The 21,760-nt window shown below is 71.6% G+C and carries 16 protein-coding genes; 4 read left to right on the plus strand and 12 right to left on the minus strand.

The window, feature by feature from the left end; translation table 11 throughout:
• Positions 1–28: 28 nt before the first annotated feature.
• Positions 29–937, minus strand: coding sequence for a 2-hydroxyacid dehydrogenase (locus tag HCN51_RS12205; RefSeq protein WP_168009761.1), 909 nt, complete (start codon positions 935–937; stop codon positions 29–31).
• 38 nt (positions 938–975) lie between these two features.
• Between HCN51_RS12205 and HCN51_RS12210 the strand changes: the two genes are divergently transcribed.
• Positions 976–2,043 carry a PQQ-dependent sugar dehydrogenase gene (locus tag HCN51_RS12210; protein WP_168009763.1) on the plus strand — a complete coding sequence of 356 codons (1,068 nt, stop codon included), beginning with the start codon at positions 976–978 and terminating at the stop codon, positions 2,041–2,043.
• Between the two features lie 378 nt (positions 2,044–2,421).
• Here HCN51_RS12210 and HCN51_RS12215 read toward each other — a convergent pair whose 3' ends face one another.
• From HCN51_RS12215 to HCN51_RS12225, 3 genes are all read right to left on the minus strand, one after another.
• The gene (locus tag HCN51_RS12215) at positions 2,422–4,425 is read right to left on the minus strand and encodes a VanW family protein (RefSeq protein ID WP_168009765.1); all 2,004 of its coding nucleotides are present in this window, start codon (positions 4,423–4,425) and stop codon (positions 2,422–2,424) included.
• A 92-nt stretch (positions 4,426–4,517) separates the two neighbouring features.
• A complete protein-coding gene (locus tag HCN51_RS12220) occupies positions 4,518–5,174 on the minus strand; it encodes a response regulator (protein ID WP_168009767.1) in 657 nt (218 codons plus the stop codon).
• Entirely contained in the window at positions 5,171–6,739 is a 1,569-nt protein-coding gene (locus HCN51_RS12225) for an ATP-binding protein (RefSeq protein WP_240972756.1), read from the minus strand. Before HCN51_RS12225 ends, HCN51_RS12220 begins: the two co-directional genes overlap by 4 nt.
• A gap of 144 nt (positions 6,740–6,883) precedes the next feature.
• Between HCN51_RS12225 and HCN51_RS12230 the strand changes: the two genes are divergently transcribed.
• From HCN51_RS12230 to HCN51_RS12240, 3 genes are read left to right on the plus strand one after another with little or no spacing between them, the layout of a single operon-like run.
• Positions 6,884–7,855 carry a tripartite tricarboxylate transporter substrate binding protein gene (locus HCN51_RS12230; protein ID WP_155129172.1) on the plus strand — a complete coding sequence of 324 codons (972 nt, stop codon included), beginning with the start codon at positions 6,884–6,886 and terminating at the stop codon, positions 7,853–7,855.
• A complete protein-coding gene (locus HCN51_RS12235) occupies positions 7,855–8,337 on the plus strand; it encodes a tripartite tricarboxylate transporter TctB family protein (RefSeq protein ID WP_168009771.1) in 483 nt (160 codons plus the stop codon). Before HCN51_RS12230 ends, HCN51_RS12235 begins: the two co-directional genes overlap by 1 nt.
• A complete protein-coding gene (locus HCN51_RS12240) occupies positions 8,334–9,851 on the plus strand; it encodes a tripartite tricarboxylate transporter permease (RefSeq protein ID WP_168009773.1) in 1,518 nt (505 codons plus the stop codon). Before HCN51_RS12235 ends, HCN51_RS12240 begins: the two co-directional genes overlap by 4 nt.
• Positions 9,852–10,036: 185 nt before the next feature.
• Here the strand turns inward: HCN51_RS12240 and gatB are convergent, their stop codons facing one another.
• The 8 genes from gatB to HCN51_RS12280 form a co-directional block, all read right to left on the minus strand.
• Entirely contained in the window at positions 10,037–11,542 is a 1,506-nt protein-coding gene (gatB, locus tag HCN51_RS12245; RefSeq protein WP_168009775.1) for an Asp-tRNA(Asn)/Glu-tRNA(Gln) amidotransferase subunit GatB, read from the minus strand.
• 48 nt (positions 11,543–11,590) lie between these two features.
• A complete protein-coding gene (locus HCN51_RS12250; RefSeq protein ID WP_168009777.1) occupies positions 11,591–12,865 on the minus strand; it encodes an AAA family ATPase in 1,275 nt (424 codons plus the stop codon).
• A 21-nt stretch (positions 12,866–12,886) separates the two neighbouring features.
• Positions 12,887–14,377 (minus strand): Asp-tRNA(Asn)/Glu-tRNA(Gln) amidotransferase subunit GatA, encoded by a 1,491-nt coding sequence (gatA, locus tag HCN51_RS12255; RefSeq protein ID WP_168009779.1) that lies wholly within the window; start codon positions 14,375–14,377, stop codon positions 12,887–12,889.
• A complete protein-coding gene (gene gatC / locus HCN51_RS12260) occupies positions 14,374–14,673 on the minus strand; it encodes an Asp-tRNA(Asn)/Glu-tRNA(Gln) amidotransferase subunit GatC (RefSeq protein WP_080045484.1) in 300 nt (99 codons plus the stop codon). Before gatC ends, gatA begins: the two co-directional genes overlap by 4 nt.
• A 99-nt stretch (positions 14,674–14,772) precedes the next feature.
• Positions 14,773–16,176: an AAA family ATPase gene (locus tag HCN51_RS12265; RefSeq protein ID WP_206066898.1), complete on the minus strand. Its 1,404-nt coding sequence runs from the start codon at positions 16,174–16,176 to the stop codon at positions 14,773–14,775.
• Between the two features lie 73 nt (positions 16,177–16,249).
• Complete coding sequence (locus HCN51_RS12270; protein WP_168009781.1) at positions 16,250–18,304, minus strand: putative bifunctional diguanylate cyclase/phosphodiesterase; 2,055 nt, start codon at positions 18,302–18,304, stop codon at positions 16,250–16,252.
• A 197-nt stretch (positions 18,305–18,501) separates the two neighbouring features.
• The gene (ligA, locus tag HCN51_RS12275; protein WP_168009783.1) at positions 18,502–20,679 is read right to left on the minus strand and encodes an NAD-dependent DNA ligase LigA; all 2,178 of its coding nucleotides are present in this window, start codon (positions 20,677–20,679) and stop codon (positions 18,502–18,504) included.
• 79 nt (positions 20,680–20,758) lie between these two features.
• The gene (locus tag HCN51_RS12280; protein ID WP_168009785.1) at positions 20,759–21,739 is read right to left on the minus strand and encodes a methionine synthase; all 981 of its coding nucleotides are present in this window, start codon (positions 21,737–21,739) and stop codon (positions 20,759–20,761) included.
• Positions 21,740–21,760: the final 21 nt, after the last annotated feature.

Genomic DNA, 21,760 nt, shown 5'->3' on the forward strand with positions numbered 1-21,760 from the left:
CACGGACCAGCCACGTTCGGGGATCCTCTCAGTACGAGTCGGTGATGACATTCTCCAAGGGTTCACCAGCGAGATACCGCTCCACCTGGGCGCGGACCAGCCGCAGCGTGCGGCGTACCGAAGCGGGGGTGCTGCCCGCCACGTGGGGGGTGATCAGCACGCCCGCCGCGCTCCACAGAGGGTGCCCCTCGGGCAGCGGCTCCGGCGCCGTCACGTCGAGCGCCGCGCGCAGCCGGCCGTCCTTCAGCTCCGCCACCAGCGCGTCGGTGTCGACCACCCCGCCCCTGGCCGCGTTCACCAGCACCGCGCCGTCCTTCATCCTGGCCAGGAACGCGGCGTCCACCATCCCCGCCGTCGCCGCCGTCGCCGGCACCAGCAGCACCACCACGTCCGCCTGCGGCAGCAGCGCGGGCAGCTCGTCCATGCCGTGCACGCCCTCCCGGGCGCTGCGCGCCACCCGGACGATCTCCACCTCGAACCCGTCGAGCCGCCGCTCCAGCGCCGCGCCGATCGAGCCGTAGCCGACGATCAGCACCGTCGAGTCGGCCAGCACGTCCGTGTGATGGTAGGTCCACTCGCCCCTGCGCTGCGCGTCCACGAACCCCGGGAACTCCCTGAGCACCGCGATCATCGCCCCCACCGCCCACTCCGCGGTGCCCGCCTCGTGCACGCCGCGCGCGTTGCACAGCACCGCGCCCTCCGGCATGTGCGGCCGGTACGGCTCCACCCCCGCCGTCACGGTCTGCAGCAGCCGCAACGAGCTCATCCTGGCCAGCGTCCCCGGCACGTCCGGCACCGTCACCAGCGGAGGGATCCACACCTCCACTTCCTCCACCCCGTCCGGCATCGAGGACGTGCCGTCATAGACGGCACATTCGACGCCGGGAAGCTCGGACAGAACATCAGCCACCGAATCGGACGGAACCCAGGTCTTCATGCGGAGAACCTTACGACTACGGGGGAAGTATGGAACACATGAGGAAGCTCTGGACGATCATGCTACTGACCGCGCTCACGGCATGCTCCGGGCTCACGGCCTGCTCCGAACGCGGCGGAGAAGTCCTCCCCACGGCGGCCGTGTCGGCGGGGCCCGCCCCGAGTGACCCCAAGGACATCGTGACCGGGCTCGCCGTGCCCTGGGGCATCGCGTTCCTGCCCGGCGGCGACGCCGTCGTCACCGAACGCGACACCGCCCGCGTCCTCCGCGTCACCCCCGCCGGCCAGGTCACCGAACTCGCCAAGATCGAGGACGCCCGCCCCGACGGCGAAGGCGGCCTGCTCGGCGTGGCCGTCAAAGACGACCAGATCTTCCTCTACTACACCGGCGAACTCGACAACCGCATCGTCCGCTACCGCCTCACCGACGGCGGGCTCACCGACCAGCAACTCCTCGTCCAGGACATCCCCAAAGGCGGCATCCACAACGGCGGCCGCCTCGCCTTCGGCCCCGACGGCTACCTCTACGCCACCACCGGCGAGACCGGCGACCGCTCCCTCGCCCAGCGCACCGACTCCCTCGGAGGCAAGATCCTGCGCATGACCGTCGACGGGGCACCCGCGCCCGGCAACCCGTTCGGCACGCTCATCTACAGCTACGGCCACCGCAACGTCCAGGGCCTCGCCTGGGACGGCTCCGGCCGCCTGTACGCCTCCGAGTTCGGCGCCAGCACCTACGACGAGGTCAACCGCATCCAGTCCGGAGGCAACTACGGCTGGCCCGAGGTCGAGGGGCGCGGCAACGACCAGCGCTACATCAACCCCATCCTCACCTGGTCCACCTCCGAAGCCTCCCCCTCCGGCATGGCCTACGCCAACGGCTCCCTGTGGGTGGCCGCACTGCGCGGCGCCCGCCTGTGGCAGATCCCTCTGGGCGAGGACGGCTCCGCCGGCGCCCCGGTGGCCCGCTTCACCGACCGCTACGGCCGCCTCCGCGCCATCGCCGCCGCACCGGGCGGGGGGTTGTGGGTGGGAACCAGTAACAAGGACGGCCGCGGCTCCCCCCGGGACGGCGACGACCGCATCATGTCCGTCACCCCCTCCTGACCACCTCCGGCGCGGGCGGGGGTACGGCGGTCCTCCCCGTCGGAAGGACCTCAGCCGCAACAGCGCCGCACGGACGGGCGCGGCGCGGGCCGACGCGCACGGGGCATGGCCGGCGCGGACGCGGCACCGCGAGACCGCCGCAGGGAGGCAGCACGGCGGCGCGGCAGGGCGGGAGCGCGGCACGGCGCGGGCGGGCGGGAGCGGGGCATGGCGCGGGCGGGGCGGACAGGGCGCACGGGGCCAACCGCGCGGCGGGGCGCCAGGGCAAGCGCCCCTCTCCCCCTGAAGGACCTCAGCCCCCTACGGCGCCGCACAGGCCGAGGTCCTGGGGTGGGAGGGGGGCGAGGCCCAGGGGCCGCGGGCCCCGCGAACCGGGGGTCAGCCTGTGCCGGTTCCCGTGCAGGTCACCTGCGGTTGGGGGCGGTATTTGGTGGTCAGTTTCTTGTCCTTCTTGACCACCTTGCCGTCCTGGTGGAACACCCGGGTCACGTCGATCGTGAACCCCTGCTCCCCCACCGTAGGCAGGCAGTCAGGAGCCGAGCTGCTCTCCCGCCGGAACGGCGTGAGGTCGCGCCGCTCCGATTCCACGGCCTCCACCCGGTCGTACCGTTTGGTGCTCCAGAGGGAGACGGTCACGGAGGTGTCGGTGAAGGCGGTCTTGATGAGCACCCCGTACTCGGAGTCGTTGCGCCATTTGAGGTCGAGGTCGGGGTACAGGAGCGCGGCGTCCCGCCCGGCCGGGTAGCGGGGCGCGTAGTAGTCCATCGGCTGGTGTTCGACGTCGTCGAAGCCGCCGAAGAAGGCCGCGTTGTACATGGTGGTGGCGAACTGGGACCCGCCGCCGCCGACGATGTTGACCATGCGCCCGCCGACGATCTGCCCGGCTTCGACGTATCCGTCCTCGACGGTGGGTTCGCCCACGACGTCGTGGAGGGAGAACGTGTCGCCGGGTTTGACGAGGTGCCCGTCCACTTCCTGTGCCATCCGCTGGATGTTCTTGACCCGGGCCTGGCAGCAGTCGTAGGTGGTGGTGAACTCGCCGACCAGTTCCTTGATCCCGAGGCCCTGGATCTGGGAGGTGTCCACGGTGGGCGCGACGGTGCCGAGCCGTACCGGGATGGTGCGGGTCCCGCCGTCGGCGAAGACCTTTTCCGCGTCTCTGGCGAGCAGCTTGTCGTTGACGCCGCGCCCCGTGCGGGCGGGCACGAGGACGGGCTTGCCGTTGACGATCTGGTAGGAGGCGTCGCGCGGCTGCTGGGCGGCGTCGACGAGGCCGCCGCCGACGGCGGCGAGCACCTTCTCGGCGTCGAACTCGGGCGCGAGGGTGCCGTCGCCGTCGGAGTTGTACGTGAGGTTCGCGGCGATCATGGCCGGCGGCACCTGCACCTGCTTGGCCCCGAGCGTCAGCGTCAGGGGCGCGGCGACCGCGGCCTTGGCCTTGGCGAGGGCGGCGGTGACGGCTTCGGGGGTGGTGGCGGGCTTGGCGGGCCTGAGCGTCAGGACGACGGGCCCGCCGCCTTTGAGGAACGTCTCGCTGATCCTGCGTACGGCGTCGTCGCGGTCGAGCAGCACGCCGTCCTCGGGCTGGCGGGCCCTGGGCCGCAGGCCGGTGAAGGTGACGCGGCCTTCGACGGCGGGCTTGTCGATGCTCTCGGCGAGCCCTTCGACGGTCCGGGTGAGCTGGGAGGAGTCGACGCTGATGCGGGGCTGCAGCTCGGTGGTGCCGAAGAGCCCGCGCCACACTTCCTCGGGGGTGGGGAACCCGCTGGGCGCCTGCCCGATGGTGGCGACGACGTCGAGCTCCAGTCCGGCCTCGTCGGGCTGAATGGTGTCCTTCTTGCCGCCGATGTCGGCGACGACGGGCTTGCCGAGCTTGGCGGCCAGTTCGGTGCGGAGCTTGTCGGCGGCCTGCGTCACGGTGAGGCCGCCGATGTCGACGCCGGCGACGCGGGTGCCGCGCAGGACGGAGCCGGACATGAGGACGGCCGGCACCACGTACGCGAGCGCGGCCAGCACGAGCGCGAGCACGACGAGGCCGGGCAGCAGCCGGCGGCGCCGGGGCGGTTCGGGCTCGAACGGCGAGGGCCGTTCGGGCGTGCCGAACGCGGTGGCGGGCCGGCTCTGCGGCTCTTTGTCGGCGGCCATGGGCCAGGGCTGCGCGGGCGGCGCCACCGGGGGCAGCGCGGGCTTGCCCGACGTACCGTCCGGGGCGCTCGGGCCTTGGGCCGGTCGGGGCTCCGTTCGCTCCGGCGGGCCGAAGATGTCCCGGGAGACGCCCGGGGGGAGTCCTTCGATCCGCGGCTTCCTGGAGACGGCCGACGTGGGTAAGGGCACCGAGGCGAACGGGTCGGTCGGTGATTCGATCGGTCCGGCGTTACGCACGCCTCAATCTCCTCCCGGTCCGCAGCCAAGTCTCAGGCAACAGTAAGGCACGCGGATCCGCATATGTCACGGGAAATGGCTACGGAAATGTGTCAACCTAGCCACCGGTAGCGATGTTCGGGCCGGCCGGCCGTGCCGTACCGCGGTCGGAGCTCGGCCTGTCCCGCCGCGCACAGGTGTTCCAGATAGCGGCGGGCGCTGACCCGTGACAGGCCGGTGAGCTCGGCGGCCTCGGCGGCCGACAGGTCGCGGCCCGCTTCCCGGAGGGTATCGGCGACCAGCGCGCACGTGGCCGCGGACAACCCTTTCGGCATGGGCACGGCGGTCTTGAGGGTGCCGAAGAGCCGGTCCACGTCGTCCTGGCGGGCTTCGGGGCCGATGGCGGTCAGGCGGTTGCGGGTGTCGGCGTACTGCTGGAGCCGCTCGGTCAGGGCGGCGGCGGTGAACGGCTTGATGAGGTAGTTGAAGGCGCCGCCGCGCATGGCCTCCCTGACGGTGGGCACGTCGCGGGCGGCGCTGATCATGAGGACGTCCATGTCGTGCAGCGCCTTGAGCACGTCCAGGCCCGACATGTCGGGCAGGTAGATGTCGAGCAGCACGAGGTCGGGCCGCAGCTCGGCCGCCGCCGCGAGCGCCTCGGCGCCGCTGTGCGCGACGGAGACCACGCCGAAGCCCGGCACCCGGCTGACGTAGCCGCTGTGGATGCGGGCGACCATGAAGTCGTCGTCGACGACCAGTACGCGAATCATGAGCCTGCCTTCACCGCCGGGAGCAGCGCGGTGAAGACCGCCCCGCCCGCGTTCCGCACCCGTACCCAACCGCCCCGGCGCAGGCACACCTGCCGGGTCAGCGCCAGCCCCAGCCCGCGCGGCCCCGCCTTGGCGGCCTTCGTCGTGAACCCCTCCCTGAAGACCTCCTCCACCAGGTCGGGCGCGATGCCGGGGCCGGAGTCGCCGACCCGTACGCGCAGCCCGCCGGCGTCGGCCTGCACCGAGACCTCGATCGTGCCCTGCGCGCCGTCGAGGGCGTCGATGGCGTTGGCGACGAGGTTGCCCACCACGAGCACCGCGTCGCGCGGGTCGCCGATCAGGCCCTCCGGCACGGAGGAGTCCTCGGCGAGCACCAGCTCGGCCCCGCGCTCGGCCGCCTCGGCGGACTTGGCCAGCAGCAGCGCGGCGAGCGTCGGGTCCTGGATGCGCTCGCGCAGGTCGGTGGCGTACGCGCCGTGCGTGGTGCGGGTGATGAAGCCGATGGCGGCCTCGTGCTCGCCCAGCTCCAGCAGCCCGACCACGGTGTGCATCCGGTTGGCGAACTCGTGCGCCTGGGCCCGCAGCGCGTCGGTGGCGCTGCTGGCGTCGTCGAGCTCGCGGGCCAGCCGAATCAGCTCGGTACGGTCGCGCAGGGTGACCACCCAGCCGCGGTGCCGCCCGCGCACCCACACCGGGGTGCGGTTGAGCACGAGCACCCGGTCGCCGTGCAGCACGATGCGGTCCTCGCCGGGGTCGGCGCCGCCGAGCACGTCCCGCATGCGCTCGGAGACCGGCATCCGCGTCAGGTCGGCGCCGACGTCCCCGAGCAGCTCGCGGGCGGCGTCGTTGACCAGGGTCACTCTCCCCTCCAGGTCGAGCGCGAGCACGCCCTCCTTGACGCCGTGCAGCACGCCCTCGCGCTGCTCCAGCAGCGCGGCGATCTCGCGCGGCTCCAGCCCGAACGTCTGCCGGCGCACCCGCGCGGTGATCAGCGCGGCCAGGGCGAGCCCGGCCAGCAGCACGGCCAGCGCGGTCCACACGAGCGGCGGCAGCGCCTGGAAGACCTGGCTGGTGACCGTGGTCTCCAGCACGCCGACCGAGACGAGGCCGATGACGGTGCCGAACTCGTCGCGGATCGGCGCCTTGCCCCTGACCGTGGTGCCGATGGTGCCGGTCTCGGTGCCGACCCAGCTGCGGCCCGTCCGCAGGACCGTGCTGCCGTCGGTGGACAACCGTTTGCCGATGAGGGAGGTGTTGGGGTGGGCGTAGCGCTTCTGCTCGGTGTTGGCGATCACGACGTAGTCGGCGCCGGTCTCGTGCTGGACGCTCATGGCCAGCGGCTGCAGCACGCTCTCGGGGCGTTCCAGCCCGAACGCCTTCCGCACCTCGGGCAGCCCGGCCACCGACTGGGCGATCGCCAGCGCGCGCTGCTGGTGCAGCGCGTCGAGCTGGTCGCGCGTGTGCTCGGCCCACACGCCGCCGGTGCCTCCGACGGCGAGCAGCACGATCACCATCTGCAGCACGAACAGCTGGGTCCCGAGGGAGGCGTCACGAACCCGTCTCATCAGGCCCATGGAAACAGTCGCAGGTCACGTCCGGGTCGCGACCAATACGACCACTATGACGCCAAGCGTGCAAAGGCTCGACGCGCGGGGGAAGGAACTTCACCATGCCAGTTCCATAACGGTGAAATCCCCCCTGGAGTGATCATGCGCTTGCGCGTACTCGCCGCCCTCGCGGCACTCTCCCTCGGCGCGCTGACGGCGTGCGGCCAGTCAGGCGGCGGCACGTCCGCCGCCGGCCCCTTGCGGATCATGGCGCCGGCCGCGCCCGGCGGCGGCTGGGACCAGACCTCCCGCACGGCGGAGCAGGCGTTCAAGGCGGCCGACCCGAAGCGCAAGGTCGAGGTGTTCAACGTGCCGGGCGCCGGCGGCACGATCGGGCTGGCGCAGCTGGCCGGCGAGAAGGGCAACGGCAACCTGCTGATGACGATGGGCCTGGTCATGGTCGGCGCCATCGAGCAGAACAAGTCGAAGGTCACACTCGCCGAGACCACGCCCATCGCCAAGCTGACCGAGGAGTACGAGCTGGTCGTGGTGCCGGCGCAGTCCCCGTACAAGTCGCTGGCCGACCTGGTGGCGGCCTGGAAGGCCGACCCGGCGAAGGTGTCGATCTCGGGCGGCTCGGCGGGCGGCACCGACCACATCGTGGCCGGGCTGATGGCCAAGGCCGCCGGCGTCGACCCCAAGCGGGTCAACTACATCGCCCACTCGGGCGGCGGCGAGGCGCTGAACGAGCTGCTCGGCAACAAGGTCAGCGTGGGCATCTCGGGCGTGGCCGAGTTCGCGGAGCACGTGAAGTCGGGCAAGCTGCGCGCCCTGGGCGTCACCTCCGCCGAGCGGGTGCCCGGCCTCGACGCCCCCACCCTCAAGGAGGGCGGCCTGGACGTCGAGCTGGCCAACTGGCGCGGCTTCGTCGCCCCCGCCGGCCTGTCGGAGGCCGACAAGAAGGCGCTGACGGACGCGGTCACCAAGATGCACGACTCCCAGCCGTGGAAGGACGCCGTGACCAAGAACGGCTGGATCGACTCCTTCCAGACCGGGCAGCAGTTCGCCGACTTCCTCGGCGCCGAGCAGACCCGGGTCAAGGGCATCATCGCCGAGATGGGGCTCGTCTCCTGATGATCGGCCGTTGGTGGCGGCCCGAGCTCGGGCTGGCGGTCGTCGTGCTGGTGCTGGGCGTGCTCGTCGTGGTCGGCACGCTCGACGTGTCCGCGGCGGCCTCCCAGCTCGGCATCGGGCCGCGCTTCTTCCCCATGCTGGTGGGCGGCGCGATGGTGGTCGTCGGCCTGTTCTACGTGGCCGACGTGCTGCGCGGCGGCCACGGCGACCCCGAGGAGAGCGAGGACGTCGACGCCGAAGCCCCCGCCGACTGGCGCAGCGTCGGCCTGGTCAGCGGCATCTTCCTGGCCTTCGCCGCGCTCCTCGACCTGCTCGGCTGGATCATCGGCGCGAGCCTGCTGTTCTTCGCCCTGTCGGTCGTGCTGGGCGCCGAGCACAGGCTGCGGGCCGCCGTGGTCGCGGTGGTGCTGGGCGTGGCGACGTACCTGCTGTTCGTCAAGGGCCTCGGCGTGAGCCTGCCCGGCGGGGTGCTGCCGCTATGACCTCGCTCCAGCTCCTGCTCGACGGCTTCGCCGCCGCGCTCACCCCCGTCAACCTCCTGTACGCGCTCATCGGCGTCACCCTCGGCACCCTCGTCGGCGTGCTGCCCGGCATCGGGCCCGCGATGACCGTGGCACTGCTGCTGCCGATCACGTTCACGGTGCCGCCGGCCAGCGCGTTCATCATGTTCGCCGGCATCTACTACGGCGGCATGTACGGCGGCTCCACCACCTCCATCCTGCTCAACACGCCCGGCGAGTCCTCCTCCATGATCACGGCGCTGGAGGGCAACAAGATGGCCCGGCGCGGGCGGGCCGCCCAGGCGCTGGCCACGGCCGCCATCGGCTCGTTCGTGGCCGGCACCATCGCCACGGCGCTCCTCGTCGTGGCGGCGCCCGCGGTGGTCAGCTTCGCGATCGCGTTCGGCCCCGAGGACTACTTCGCGCTGGCCGTCCTCGCCTTCACCGCCGTGTCGTCGGTGCTGTCCCGCTCCATCGTGCGCGGCCTGGCCTCGCTCGGCCTCGGCCTGGTCATCGGCCTGATCGGCATCGACCAGCAGACCGGGCAGGCCCGGCTCACGATGGGCATCCCGCAGCTCCTCGACGGCATCGACGTGGTGATCGTCGCGGTCGGCCTCTTCGCGCTCGGCGAGGCGCTCTACGTCGCCTCCCGGCTGCGCCATGCGCCCCCCGAGGTCGTGCCGGTCGGCCGGGCCTGGATGGGCCGCTCCGACTGGCGCCGCTCCTGGCTGCCCTGGCTGCGCGGCACCGCCCTGGGCTTCCCGTTCGGGGCGCTGCCCGGCGGCGGGGCCGAGATCCCCACGTTCCTGTCGTACGCGGCCGAGAAGCGCCTGGCCCGCGGCGTGGCCCGCGAGGAGTACGGCAAGGGCGCCATCGAGGGCGTCGCCGGCCCCGAGGCGGCCAACAACGCCTCCGCCGCCGGCACGCTGGTGCCGCTGCTCACGCTCGGCCTGCCCACCTCGGCCACCGCCGCGATCCTGCTGGCCGCCTTCCAGCAGTACGGCCTGCAGCCCGGCCCGCAGCTCTTCGACCACAACCCGGCACTGGTCTGGGGCATGATCGCGTCGCTGTTCATCGGCAACACGATGCTGCTGGTGCTGAACCTGCCGATGGCCCCGCTCTGGGCGCGCGTCCTGCGCATCCCCCGGCCGTACCTCTACGCCGGGATCGTCCTGTTCGCCGCCCTCGGGGTCTACGCGCTGAACGGCAGCGTGGTGGACCTGTTCGTCCTGTACGTGCTCGGCCTGCTCGGCTACGCCATGCGGCGCTTCGGCCTGCCCGTCGCGCCCGCCGTCATCGGGATGATCCTCGGCCCGATGGCGGAGATCCAGCTCCGCCGCGCCCTGGCCATCGGGGCGGGCGACGTGAGCGTGCTGGTGCGCAGCCCGATCGCGGCCGTCCTGCTCGTGCTGTCGGCGCTGGCGCTGCTCGCGCCCGTGCTCAGGAAGCTCCTGGCCCGCCGCGGCCTGGCGCCCGCACCCTCGAACGACGAGTAACGCGCGCCCCGGCGGGGAATCCCCCGGGGTGGTTCTTGGCTGACGGCCCCGCCGATCTGTCCGGATCGACGGGGCCGAGGGTGTGCGTGGCGGGCTCCGGGAAGGTCGCCCGCTTGCTTGCTTACTCGCTGACCGCTTGCTTACTCGCTGACCGCTCGCTTGCTTACTCGCTGACCGCTCGCTTGCTACTCGCTGACGCCGAGCTTCTCCAGGATGAGCTGCCGGGCCCGGGCCGCGTCCGCCTTGCCCTTGCTGGCCCGCATGACCCCGCCGACGAGCGCCCCGGCGGCGGCGATCTTCCCGGAGCGCACCTTCTCGGCCGCGTCGGCGTTGTCGGCCAGCACCTGGTCGATGATCGCCGACAGCTCGCCCTCGTCGTTGACGATCTTCAGCCCGCGCCGCTCGACCACCTCGTCCGGGGCGCCCTCGCCGGCCAGCACGCCTTCGAGCACCTCGCGCGCCAGCTTGTCGTTGAGCGCGCCCGACGCCACCAGCTCGGTCACCCGGGCGATCTGCTCCGGCGTGATCGGCAGGTCGGCCAGCGGCGTGCCGCTCTCGTTCGACTTGCGCGCCAGCTCGCCCATCCACCACTTACGCGCGTCGGCCGCCGGCGCACCCGCCGCGACCGTCGCCTCGACCAGGTCGATCGCGTCGGCGTTGTGCATGGCCTGCATGTCGAGGTCGGACAGCCCCCACTCGGCCTGCAACCGCTTGCGCTTGACCGACGGCAGCTCCGGCAGCGCCGCCTTCAGCTCCGCCACCCACGCCGGGTCGGGCGCGATCGGCACCAGGTCGGGCTCGGGGAAGTAGCGGTAGTCCTGCGCCTCCTCCTTGGACCGCCCCGACGTGGTGGTGCCGGTGTCCTCGTGGAAGTGCCGGGTCTCCTGCGTGATCGTCCCGCCGCCGGCCAGCACCGCCGCCTGCCGCTCGATCTCGCTGCGCACCGCCCGCTCGACGCTGCGCAGCGAGTTGACGTTCTTCGTCTCCGTACGGGTGCCCCACTCGGACGAGCCGCGCGGCATCAGCGAGACGTTCACGTCACACCGCAGCGAGCCCTCCTCCATGCGTACGTCGGAGACGCCCAGCGAGCGCATGATCTCGCGCAGCTCGGTGACGTACGCCCTGGCCACCTCCGGCGCCAGCCGGTCGGCGCCAGGGATGGGCTTGGTCACGATCTCGACCAGCGGGATGCCCGCGCGGTTGTAGTCGACGATCGAGTAGTCGGCCCCGTGGATCCGCCCGGTCGCGCCGCCCACGTGCGTGGACTTGCCGGTGTCCTCCTCCAGGTGCACCCGCTCGATCTCGATCCGCACGGTCTTGCCGTCGACCTCGACGTCCACGTAGCCGTCGAAGCAGAGCGGCTCGTCGTACTGCGAGATCTGGTAGTTCTTCGGCATGTCCGGATAGAAGTAGTTCTTCCGGGCGAAACGGCACCACTCGGCGATCGAGCAGTTGAGCGCCAGGCCGATGCGGATCGTCGACTCGATCGCCTGGGCGTTGGCCACCGGCAACGCGCCGGGAAAGGCCAGGCAGGTCGGGCAGACCTGCGTGTTGGGCGGAGCGCCGAAGGTCGTCTTGCAGCCGCAGAACATCTTCGACCTGGTGCCCAGCTCGACATGCGTCTCGAGGCCGAGCACCGGCTCGAACCGCTCGAGCGCTTCGTCGTACGGCATGATCGTGCCGGCAGTCATGGTGAGGTCCTTCGTTCAGATCGTCGTTTCAAGCTATCGGTTCGGCGGTCAGAGGAAGCCATGGCTCCTCAGCGCCTTCGAGGTCGCATCCAGCCACGCGGCGTAGGCGGGGAGCCGAGCCAGCACGGACAGGTCCACATGGTCACCGGCGAAGTGCTCCGAGACCTTCCGGTGGGACACGCCCGCGAGCATCGCTCTCAGCGTGGCCTTCGGATCGGGGATCTTCTCGGTCTCGCGCGACCTGCCAGGCAGGGAGGAGGCGTCGGCCCCCGGGACCCGGGCCCAGATGCTCGCGTCGGCCAGTAACCAGCTTTCCGTCTCCTTGACCGGGACCAGCGGCACCACGCACTCGTCCGCGTGCCGGTCGGCCTTGGCGCGCTCGCGGTGGTCACTGTGCAGGAAGATCAGGTGACAGTCGCCCGCCAGCTCCTCGATGGCCTGGCGGGCCGTGGCGTCGTCCTTGGTCATGCGGCAGGTGCCGTACTGCACGGACTGGACGTCCACGGGACGCGGCGCGAGGTCCGTCAACGCACGGACGTCGTCCTTGACCCCGACGCGCTGGGCCACCCGCTGCAGCAGCTCACCGAGTCTGCTCGGATGGAGGCCGTTCTCGATCTCCTCCACCATCAGCAGGCCGGAGGAGGTCTGGTCGTACAGCGCCGCGAGCAGCGCCAGCACCCGGAGCGTGCCGTCGGACGCCAGCCTGCCCGGCACCGGCTCGCCGTCGATCAGCAGATCGAAGGACCGCTCCTCCGACCTCTCCTCCAGCACCGGCCGGACCCCCATGACATCGGGCACCAGCGCCGAGAGGTCGTCCAGCTCGCCGTTCCCGGCCATCCGGCCGAGCACGGCGGCCAGGTTCCCGGCGTCCTCCGAGAGCGGCCGGCGATCCAGCGCGCTGACGGGCCTGCGCATGGCGGCGGGGTCCGGCACGTGGAAATGCCAGTTGCCCACCTCCCATGACCAGAGCTCGCCGGATTCCCGGCGCACCGTCCAGTCACCGGAGCGGCTGGCCTCCACCTCGGCCACCATCGACTCACCGCCGGCCGCTGCCGTCACTCGGATCGTGAAAGCGGGCCGCGCGTCGTCACCCGCCGGCCGGTGGAAGAGCTCCTGCGGCTTGCCCCTGCGCGCGTGCGGAAGCGGATCCTGCTGCAGCTTGCCCAAGCCGTCCGCGAGCAGCGCCGTACGGACGAACGCCAGCGCGTCCAGCAGGTTGGACTTTCCGCTCGCGTTCGGCCCCACCAGGGCAAGGAACGGCGGCACGCCGAGCTCGAAGTCCAGGAAGGACTTGAATCCGTCGATCTCGATCCTCGTGAGCACGCCGCCGCCCTCTCCACAGCCCTACAGCGCGGGCGCCTTGGACAGCAGGCTGCCGCCCCAGCGGCTCTCCAGGGCCTGCTCCACGGCCGCCCCGACCCGGTAGCAGCGGTCGTCGGCCAGCACCGGGGCCATGATCTGCAGGCCCACCGGCAGGCCGTCCTCGTCGGCCAGGCCGCACGGCACCGACATGGCCGCGTTGCCCGCCAGGTTGGACGGGATCGTGCACAGGTCGGCGAGGTACATCGCCATCGGGTCGTCGGCGCGCTCGCCGATCGGGAACGCCGTGGTGGGCGTGGTCGGCGACACCAGCACGTCGACCTGCTGATAGGCGGCCTCGAACTCGCGCGCGATGACCGTGCGCACCTTCTGGGCCTGGCCGTAGTAGGCGTCGTAGTAGCCGCTCGACAGCGCGTACGTGCCCAGCATGATGCGCCGCTTGACCTCGGGGCCGAACCCGGCGGCCCTGGTCAGCGCCATGACCTCCTCGGCGCTGCGGGTACCGTCGTCGCCGACGCGCAGGCCGTAGCGCATCGCGTCGAAGCGCGCCAGGTTGGACGAGCACTCCGAGGGCGCGATCAGGTAGTAGGCGGGCAGCGCGGTCGTGAACGACGGGCAGGAGACCTCGACGACCTTGGCCCCGAGCGACTCGAGGAGCTGCACGGCCTCGTGGTAGCGGGCCAGCACGCCCGCCTGGTAGCCCTCGCCGGCGAACTCCTTGACCACGCCGATGCGCATGCCGGCCACGTCGGGGTTCTTCGCTGCCTCGACGACGGAGGGGACGGGCGCGTCGATGGAGGTGGAGTCCATCGGGTCGTAGCCGGAGAACGCCTCGTGCAGCAGCGCCGCGTCGAGCACGTTGCGGGCGAACGGGCCCGGCGTGTCGAGGGAGCTGGCGAAGGCGATCAGGCCGTAGCGGGACGAACCGCCGTAGGTGGGCTTCATGCCGACGATGCCGGTCACGGCGGCGGGCTGCCGGATCGAGCCGCCGGTGTCGGTGCCGGTGGACAGCGGCGCCTCGTACGCGGCCACCGCCGCACTCGAACCGCCCGAGGAGCCGCCGGGCACCTTCGTCAGGTCCCACGGGTTGTGGGTCGGGTGGTAGGCGGAGTTCTCCGTGGAGGAGCCCATGGCGAACTCGTCGAGGTTCGTCTTGCCGAGGATGACCAGCCCGGCCTCGCGCAGGCGGGCGGTGACGGTCGCGTCGTACGGGGGACGCCAGCCCTCGAGGATCTTGGAGGCGGCCGTCGTCGGCATGTCGCGCGTGGTGAAGATGTCCTTGTGCGCGATCGGCACGCCGGCCAGCGGCCCCAGCTTCTCGCCGGCCCGCAGCCGCGCGTCGACGGCGCGCGCCTGCTCGAGCGTGACCTCCCGATCGACGTGCAGGAACGCCTGAACCTTGGGCTCCACCTCGGCCATGCGGTCGAGGTGCGCCTCGGCGACCTCCACGGCCGAGACCTCGCCGGCCGCGATCATCGAGCCGAGCTCGGCGGCGGTCTTGCGGATCAAGCTCATGCCTCCTCCCCGAGGATGCGCGGCACCCGGAAGCGGTCGTCCTCGACGGCGGGGGCGCCGCCGAGCGCCTGGTCGGGCGTCAGGGACTGTCGCACCTCGTCGGCACGGAAGACATTGGTCAGCGGAAGCGCGTGCGACGAAGGCGGCACGTCCTCGGCGGCGACCTCGGCCACCTTCGCGACCGACTCGATGATGGCATCGAGCTGGGTGGCGTAGTGATCGAGCTCGTCGTCGGTGAGCGCCAGCCTGGACAACCGGGCCAGGTGTGCGACCTCGTCGCGGGTTATGGCGGACATGAGTCGTTGAACCCGTTTCGTGGATGGAGTCTTTGGACACTGCCATCCTAGGGGGCTTGACCTGGCAGCCCCGAACGCATTATCCCGCCGGGGACGTCCTCACCCGTAGAGCTCCCCGAGCCCCACCGCGCGCACATCTCTCTCACGCGCCAGTGAGGCGTCGAATCCCGCGCCGCTGTAGCACGTCAGGACGGTGTCGCTCACGTCGTACCCCTTGGCGTCGAGCACGTCCCTGGCCCTCCTGAGCCGGGCGACGTGCCCGGATCCCATGGTCTTGCCCCATTTGGCCTCGCCGAGCGAGAGGATGCGGCGCCGCTCGCCGGGCATGGCGGGCGCGAAGACCGCCACGTCGATCTGGATCTGCTCACGACGTACGGGGTCGGTGACGACCCCTGAGCCGACCTCACCAGATGAGGACATGGCGAACTGGCGGCACATCTTCGCGAAGTGCGGACCGAGCACCCGGTCGTCGAAGGTGGCCGCCGAGCCGGTCCACACGTCGCGCGCGCGACCGCTCTCCAGGAGTCCCCAGTGCGGCCGCATGATGTTCTCGTAGAAGGCGATCAGCGGCTCGTGGATGCGATAGTGCGAGCGCGAAGGGCGGAAGACGTCAGGACCCCTGCGCAGGAGCCGGCAGTCCTCCAGCGTGCGCAGGCAGTGCCCGATGCCGGCGACCTCGCCCCCGACGCGGGCGGCGATCGTGTCCTTGGTCCCGTTGCCCGCGGCCACTGCCGCCAGGACCGAGTGGTACGTCGCCCGATCTGGCCCCGGCAACTCCTCCGTGAGGAGCCAGCGGGCCTCCCAGAAGAGGGGGATCGCCGGGTTGAGCACCGTGCGCCGCACCCAGTCGTCGAAGTCGTCCGGCCCGTCGCCCCCCGCGAAAGGCAGGTAGGCGGGGGTGCCTCCCACGGTGGCGTGCGTCCGCACCGCGAGCCGCCGGTCCGTCATACCCCAGTACTCGGCGGCGCGGCGGAAGGCGAAGGGGTGGAGCACCAGCTCCAGGACCGCCCGCCCACGCAACGGGGCGTCGTTCTCCAGCAGCCGTCCCATGTCGGGCGTCCCGCACAACAGCAGCGAGACGGGCGCGTTGCCGAGCACCGCCCGGTCGATCTCCCGCCGGGTGATCGAAGGCAGGGCCGGTGACGACTTGCACAGGTTGGGGAAGTCGTCGAGCACGATGAGCTCCCGCCGCTCGGCGAAGATCGCGAAAAGCCGCCTGATCGCCGTTTCCCAGTTCCGGAAGCCGGTCGGCGCCGATACCCCGGTGTGCTCGGCGAGGGCCGCGGAGAACAGGCTCAGCGACTCCTTCTCCGTGGCCTGCGCCGCACAGAAGTGGAACCCGCCCGTTCTCCGAGCGAGTGAGACCGTCAGGAAGGTCTTGCCCTGGCGGCGGCTTCCGCGGACGATCCCCAGTTGCGTGCCCGCGCCGACCCGCTCGGCAAACGCGGTCAGAGCGGCCCATTCGGCGTCGCGGGCGAAGATCTCCGCGGGCTTCGTCAGCAACCGAGTCCTTGGCTACAGAAGTGAGTCACGAAGAGATTCAACCGTAGTTCTGTGCATGATCGGCTACAGAACGTCAGGCTGAGCTGCTGACCTCGTACTCGACCTCGGCCCCCATCCTCTCGCGCAGCCACGCCGCGGCGTCCGGAGCCGGCATCGGGTGGCAGAAGAGCCAGCCCTGCCCCACGTCGCACCCCATCTCCGCCAGCCGCAGCGCCACGTCGTCCGATTCGACGCCCTCCGCGACCGAGCGCAGGCCGAGAGAGCGGACGAGGTCCACGATGGAGCGGACGATGCGGTAGTCGTCCTCGGACTCGGCGATGCGGCGGACGAAGGAGGCGTCGATCTTGACCTCCGAGACCGCCAGCCGCTGGAGGCGGATCAGGGAGGAGTAGCCGGTGCCGAAGTCGTCGAGGGCGAGGGGGACGCCGAGCGTGGCCAGGGCCTTGATGGTCTCCTGGGTGTAGGCCTGGTCGCCGGTCAGGATGCGTTCGGTGACCTCGAGCTGGATCGCGGCGGGCGGCAGGCCGTACCTGGCCAGGCCGACTTCGAGCTGCTCGGGCAGGGCGGAGGCGAGCAGGTCGCGGGCGGAGATGTTGACGGAGATCTGCACCCGCAGCCCGGTGTGCCACCAGGCGGCGGCCTGTTCGAGTGCCTCCTCGATCACGTACGCGGTGAGCTGCCGCATCAGGTACGACTGCTCGGCCAGCGGCACGAACTCCGACGGCGCGATCATGCCGTGCACGGGGTGCCGCCAGCGCAGCAGCGCCTCGACGCCTTGGACGTCGCCGCCGGCCAGCCCGACCTTGGGCTGGTAGTGCAGGCGCAGCTCGCGGTTGTCGATGGCGCGGCGCAGGTCACCGAGCAGGGTGAGGCGTTCGGGCGAGTTGCGGTCTTTGTCGGCCTGGTAGAGCTCGACGCCGGTGCGGCCCTCCTTGGCCAGGTACATGGCCACGTCGGCGCGCTGCAGCAGCAGCTCGAAGTCGGGTGCGTGGTCGGGGTAGAGGGCGATGCCGACGGAGCCGTCGAGGTCGAAGGTCATGCCTTCGAGGCGTACGGGCTCGGTGAGCGCCGCCCGCAGCCGGGCCGCGACCTCCCTGGCGGCGTGGGCGTCCCTGATCGAGGGCAGCAGCACGGCGAACTCGTCGCCGCCGAGCCTGGCCACGACGTCGCCGGGGCGTACGGAGTGGGTGAGCCGGTGCGCGATGAGCTGCAGCAGCCGGTCGCCGACGGGGTGCCCCAGCGTGTCGTTGACCTCCTTGAACCGGTCGAGGTCGAGCAGGAACAGCCCGACCCGCTCGTCCTGGCGCGCCTCGGCCAGCGCCTCCTCGGTGCTGACGATGAGCATCTTGCGGTTGGGCAGGCCGGTCAGCTCGTCGTGCAGGGCCTGGTGGTCGCGGCGCATGGACAGCGTGGCGGTGAAGTAGACGGCGGCCAGCGGGGCGACGAACAGGGGCACGAGGCCGGGCGAGTGGCTCATGACGACCACGACCAGGGGCGCCAGGCCGAGCAGGCCGGTGTAGACGAGGCCCTGCGGGCCGACGGTGACCTTCAGCACGCGCACGATCGAGCGCCGCTCGTGCAGCGCGACGGCACCGCTGACGAGGGTGGCCCTGGTGACGAAGTACGCGATGCCGGCCAGCGCGATGGCCAGCAGGTCGTTCCCGGCGGGCACCCAGGGCGCGGCGGGGCTGGGCACGATGCCGAACGTGCCGAGCACGACGGCCGCGGCGGTGAGCGCGAGCGTGGACTGGGCGATGTTGAACATGACCCGGTGCCAGGACTTGCGCGTGACCACCCCGTTGATGATCACGGCGACGGCCTGCATGAGCACGGCCACGGGCAGCCCGAGGTGGAGCAGCACGGCGAAGGTGAACATGGTGGAGGGATAGGTGCCGCCCACGGCCGTCGCGGACGAGACCATGACGGGCCGCAGCTCCCCCAGGACCACCAGGACCGCGAGCACCCAGAACAGCGGCGTGCGGGCGAGCCCCGCCACCCCGGTCGCGTCGAGCCTGAGCATGGCCACCACCAGGGCGGTGAAGCCGATCACAGTGATGCCCGCGAGGTATCCCCACAAGGGCGTGCCGACGCGTGGTCCGGTGTCGCGGGTGTCGGTTGGGTCAGTCATCGGTAACAGAACCCCCATTAGGTCACTATGGGAGGGTACGACCTTCACCCCACTTCGCGAAACCAAGCGCGTACGGTCCGTAGTTCTAGTCTCCAGACATATACCCAAAAAGCACCCTCAGTAGCAAACCGAGCACACAACGCCGAAGGGGCCCGCCCGCACACCCTCCGCGGACGAACCCCTCCCGGCTCGAGACGTCAGCCCTCGGGCGTGACCGCCACCCCGGCCGCCGCCTCAGGCCCGTCGTTCAGCAGCACCTCGAACCCGGCCCCGTCGAGGATCGGCACGCCCAGGGTGACCGCCTTGTCGTACTTCGACCCGGCGTTCTCCCCCGCGATCAGGAACGACGTCTTCTTCGACACCGACCCCGACACCTTCCCGCCCCGGCTGGTGAGCGCCTCGGCGGCGGTGTCACGCGTGTAGCCCTCCAGGGTGCCCGTCACCACGAACGTCAGGCCCTGCAACGTCTGCGGGCCCTTCTCGGGCGCGGGTTCGTCCTCCATGCGCACGCCCGCCGCCCGCCACCGCTCGACGATCTCGCGGTGCCAGTCGACCTCGAACCACTCCTTGATCGTGGCCGCCACCCTGGGCCCGATGCCCTCGACCGCGGCCAGCTCCTCCTCGGAGGCGTTCATGATGGCGTCGATCGAGCGCATGGCGTCGGCCAGCGCCCGCGCCGTGGGCGGGCCGATGTGCCGGATCGACAGGGCGACCAGCACCTGCGCGAGCGAGGATTCCTTGGCCCGCTCCAGCTCCTCCATCAGGCGCAACGCGTTCTGGCTGGGCTCGCCGTTGATGTTGGAGAAGAACGTGACGACCTTCTCCTCGCCCGTCTTCGGGTCGATCTTGGGCAGGCCGGTGTCCTGGTCGCGGACCACCGACCGGATCGGCAGCAGCCGCTCCAGCGTCAGGTCGAACAGGTCGGCCTCGGTGCGCACCACCGGCTCCTGCGGCGGCAGCGGCTGGGTGAGCGCGGTGGCGGCGACGTAGCCGAGCCCGTCGATGTCGAGCGCGCGCCGCCCGGCGGCGAAGAAGATGCGCTCGCGGATCTGCGCCGGGCAGCCGCGCGCGTTGGGACAGCGCAGGTCGGCGTCGCCCTCCTTCTCGTACGCCAGCTCGGTGCCGCACTCGGGGCAGTGCGTGGGCATGACGAACTCCCGCTCGGACCCGTCACGCAGCGCCGCCACGGGGCCGACGATCTCGGGGATGACGTCGCCCGCCTTGCGCAGCACGACGGTGTCGCCGATCAGCACGCCCTTCTTCACCACGATCGCGGCGTTGTGCAGCGTGGCCCGCTCGACCGTCGAGCCCGACACCACGACCGGCTCCATCACCCCGAACGGCGTGACCCGCCCGGTGCGGCCCACCCCCACCTGGATGTCGAGCAGCTTGGTGTTGACCTCTTCCGGCGGGTACTTGTAGGCGATCGCCCAGCGCGGCGCCCGCGAGGTGGAGCCCAGCTCCCGCTGCGTGCGGAAGTCGTCGACCTTCACGACCACGCCGTCGATCTCGTAGGCGGGGTCGTGCCGGTGCGCGCGGTAGTACTCGATGAACTCGTTGATGCCGTCGAGCCCGTCGACCACCTTGTACAGGTCGCTGACCGGCAGGCCGAACTCGCGCAGCCGGTCGTAGACGTGCGACTGCGCGCGCGGCTCCGCCGCGCCCTCCCAGACGCCGATGCCGTGCACCAGCATCCGCAGCGGGCGCTGCGCCGTGATGCGCGGGTCCTTCTGCCGCAGCGTGCCGGCCGCGGAGTTGCGCGGGTTGGCGAACGGGGGCTTGCCCTGCTCCACGAGCTGCTCATTGAGCTGCTTGAAGCCTTCGACCGGGATGTAGACCTCGCCGCGGATCTCGACCAGGCTCGGGATGTCGTCGCCCTTGAGCCGGTGCGGGATGCCCTTGATCGTGCGCACGTTGGCCGTCACGTCGTCGCCCGTGCGCCCGTCGCCGCGGGTCGCGCCGCGCTCCAGCTTGCCGTCACGGTAGACCAGCGCGATGGCCAGCCCGTCGATCTTCAGCTCGCACAGGTAGGGGCCGGGGTCGCCCTCGGCCAGCCGCTCGGCCCGCGCCAGCCAGGCCGCCATGTCGTCGGCGCTGAAGGCGTTGTCGAGGCTCTCCATCCGGTTGAGGTGCTGCACCTTGGCGAAGTCGCCCGACGGCGCGGCACCCACCTTCTGCGTGGGCGAGTCGGGCGTCTGCAGCGTCGGGTGCGCCTCCTCCAGCGCGAGCAGCTCCCTGAACCACTCGTCGAACTGGGCGTCGCTCACCGTCGGCTGGTCGAGCACGTAGTAACGCCAGCGGGCGTCCTCGACCAGCTCGCTGAGCTCCGCGTGCCGCTTGAGCGCGCTCACCGGCACACCCTCGACCTCATCCACGTGAGCCTCCTTCCGTACGATGACCTGTGCAAACGCTATCGTCGCGCACTGACAGAACGAGCACCGGCAGAGCCACGGCTCACCCCTCCCGGGGATCGTCCCTGAGCACCTGCGCGGCCTTCCGCACGGCCGCCAGCGCCGCCCGTGCGTACCTCGGGGAGGCGCCCGCGAGGCCGCACGCCGGCGTCAGCACGACCTGCCCGGAGAGACGGTCGGGCGCGAAGCCCAGCCGCCGCCACAGCTCCAGCGCCGGCTTGGCCACCACGCCCGGGTCGGGCAGGCGGGTGTCGGTGCCGGGCACGACCCCCATGAACAGCGTCGTCCCGGCCTCGAACAGCTCGCCGAGCGCGTCGTCGTCGCGGCGCCGCAGCAGCGCCGCGTCCACCGACACGGCCCGCACCCCGGCCCTGCGCAGCAGCGCGTACGGCACGCCGGGCGCGCAGCAGTGCACCACGGGCCGCTCGAACGAGCGCAGCGACTCCTCCACCCGCCACTCCTCGACGGCCGCGAGCCGCCCGAACCCGGACGCGGTCGGCACGGTGCCCGCCAGCACCCCGGGCAGCCCAGGCTCGTCGAGCTGCAGCACGATCTCGGTGACGCCGGGCAGCCGCCGGCGCACCTCGGCGCAGTGGTCGGCGACGCCCTGGGCCAGCGAGGCGGTCAGGTCGCGGACGGCGCCCGCGTCGGAGAGCATCTTGTCCCCGAACTTCAGCTCGATGGACCCGGCCAGCGTCCACGGCCCGCAGACCTGCAGCTTCAGCGGCCCCTCATAGTCGTGGGCGACCTCCTCCAGCCCGTCGAGGTCGCGCCGCAGATGGTCGACGGCCCGCTGGTGGTCGCGGCCCGGCCGGTCGCTCAGCCGCCACCCGGACGGCTGCACCTCCACGGGCAGGTCGATGAGCAGGGCCGCCGTCCGCCCGACCATGTCCGCGCCGACGCCTCTGGCGGGCAGTTCGGGCAGGTACGGCAGCCCGGGCACCTCGCCGAACACGACCCTGATCGCCTCAAGATGATCCTCACCCGGATGCGAACCGACCCCGGTGGCTTCCCACGTAGACATGGGCACAAGCGTAGGCTCTGC

Origin of the sequence: Nonomuraea composti, from assembly GCF_012034275.1 — a bacterium.
In the GTDB taxonomy this organism is placed as follows: domain Bacteria; phylum Actinomycetota; class Actinomycetes; order Streptosporangiales; family Streptosporangiaceae; genus Nonomuraea; species Nonomuraea composti.

Excerpts from the sequence above, each read along its gene's own strand:
- HCN51_RS12235 (WP_168009771.1), top strand. The coding sequence starts at position 7,855 with ATGATCGGCCGTTGGTGGCGGCCCGAGCTCGGGCTGGCGGTCGTCGTG.
- HCN51_RS12230 (WP_155129172.1), top strand. The coding sequence starts at position 6,884 with ATGCGCTTGCGCGTACTCGCCGCCCTCGCGGCACTCTCCCTCGGCGCG.
- HCN51_RS12240 (WP_168009773.1), top strand. The coding sequence starts at position 8,334 with ATGACCTCGCTCCAGCTCCTGCTCGACGGCTTCGCCGCCGCGCTCACC.
- gatA (WP_168009779.1), bottom strand. The coding sequence starts at position 14,377 with ATGAGCTTGATCCGCAAGACCGCCGCCGAGCTCGGCTCGATGATCGCG.
- gatB (WP_168009775.1), bottom strand. The coding sequence starts at position 11,542 with ATGACTGCCGGCACGATCATGCCGTACGACGAAGCGCTCGAGCGGTTC.
- HCN51_RS12225 (WP_240972756.1), bottom strand. The coding sequence starts at position 6,739 with ATGAGACGGGTTCGTGACGCCTCCCTCGGGACCCAGCTGTTCGTGCTG.
- HCN51_RS12280 (WP_168009785.1), bottom strand. The coding sequence starts at position 21,739 with ATGTCTACGTGGGAAGCCACCGGGGTCGGTTCGCATCCGGGTGAGGAT.
- HCN51_RS12220 (WP_168009767.1), bottom strand. The coding sequence starts at position 5,174 with ATGATTCGCGTACTGGTCGTCGACGACGACTTCATGGTCGCCCGCATC.
- HCN51_RS12210 (WP_168009763.1), top strand. The coding sequence starts at position 976 with ATGAGGAAGCTCTGGACGATCATGCTACTGACCGCGCTCACGGCATGC.
- HCN51_RS12205 (WP_168009761.1), bottom strand. The coding sequence starts at position 937 with ATGAAGACCTGGGTTCCGTCCGATTCGGTGGCTGATGTTCTGTCCGAG.
- HCN51_RS12270 (WP_168009781.1), bottom strand. The coding sequence starts at position 18,304 with ATGACTGACCCAACCGACACCCGCGACACCGGACCACGCGTCGGCACG.
- gatC (WP_080045484.1), bottom strand. The coding sequence starts at position 14,673 with ATGTCCGCCATAACCCGCGACGAGGTCGCACACCTGGCCCGGTTGTCC.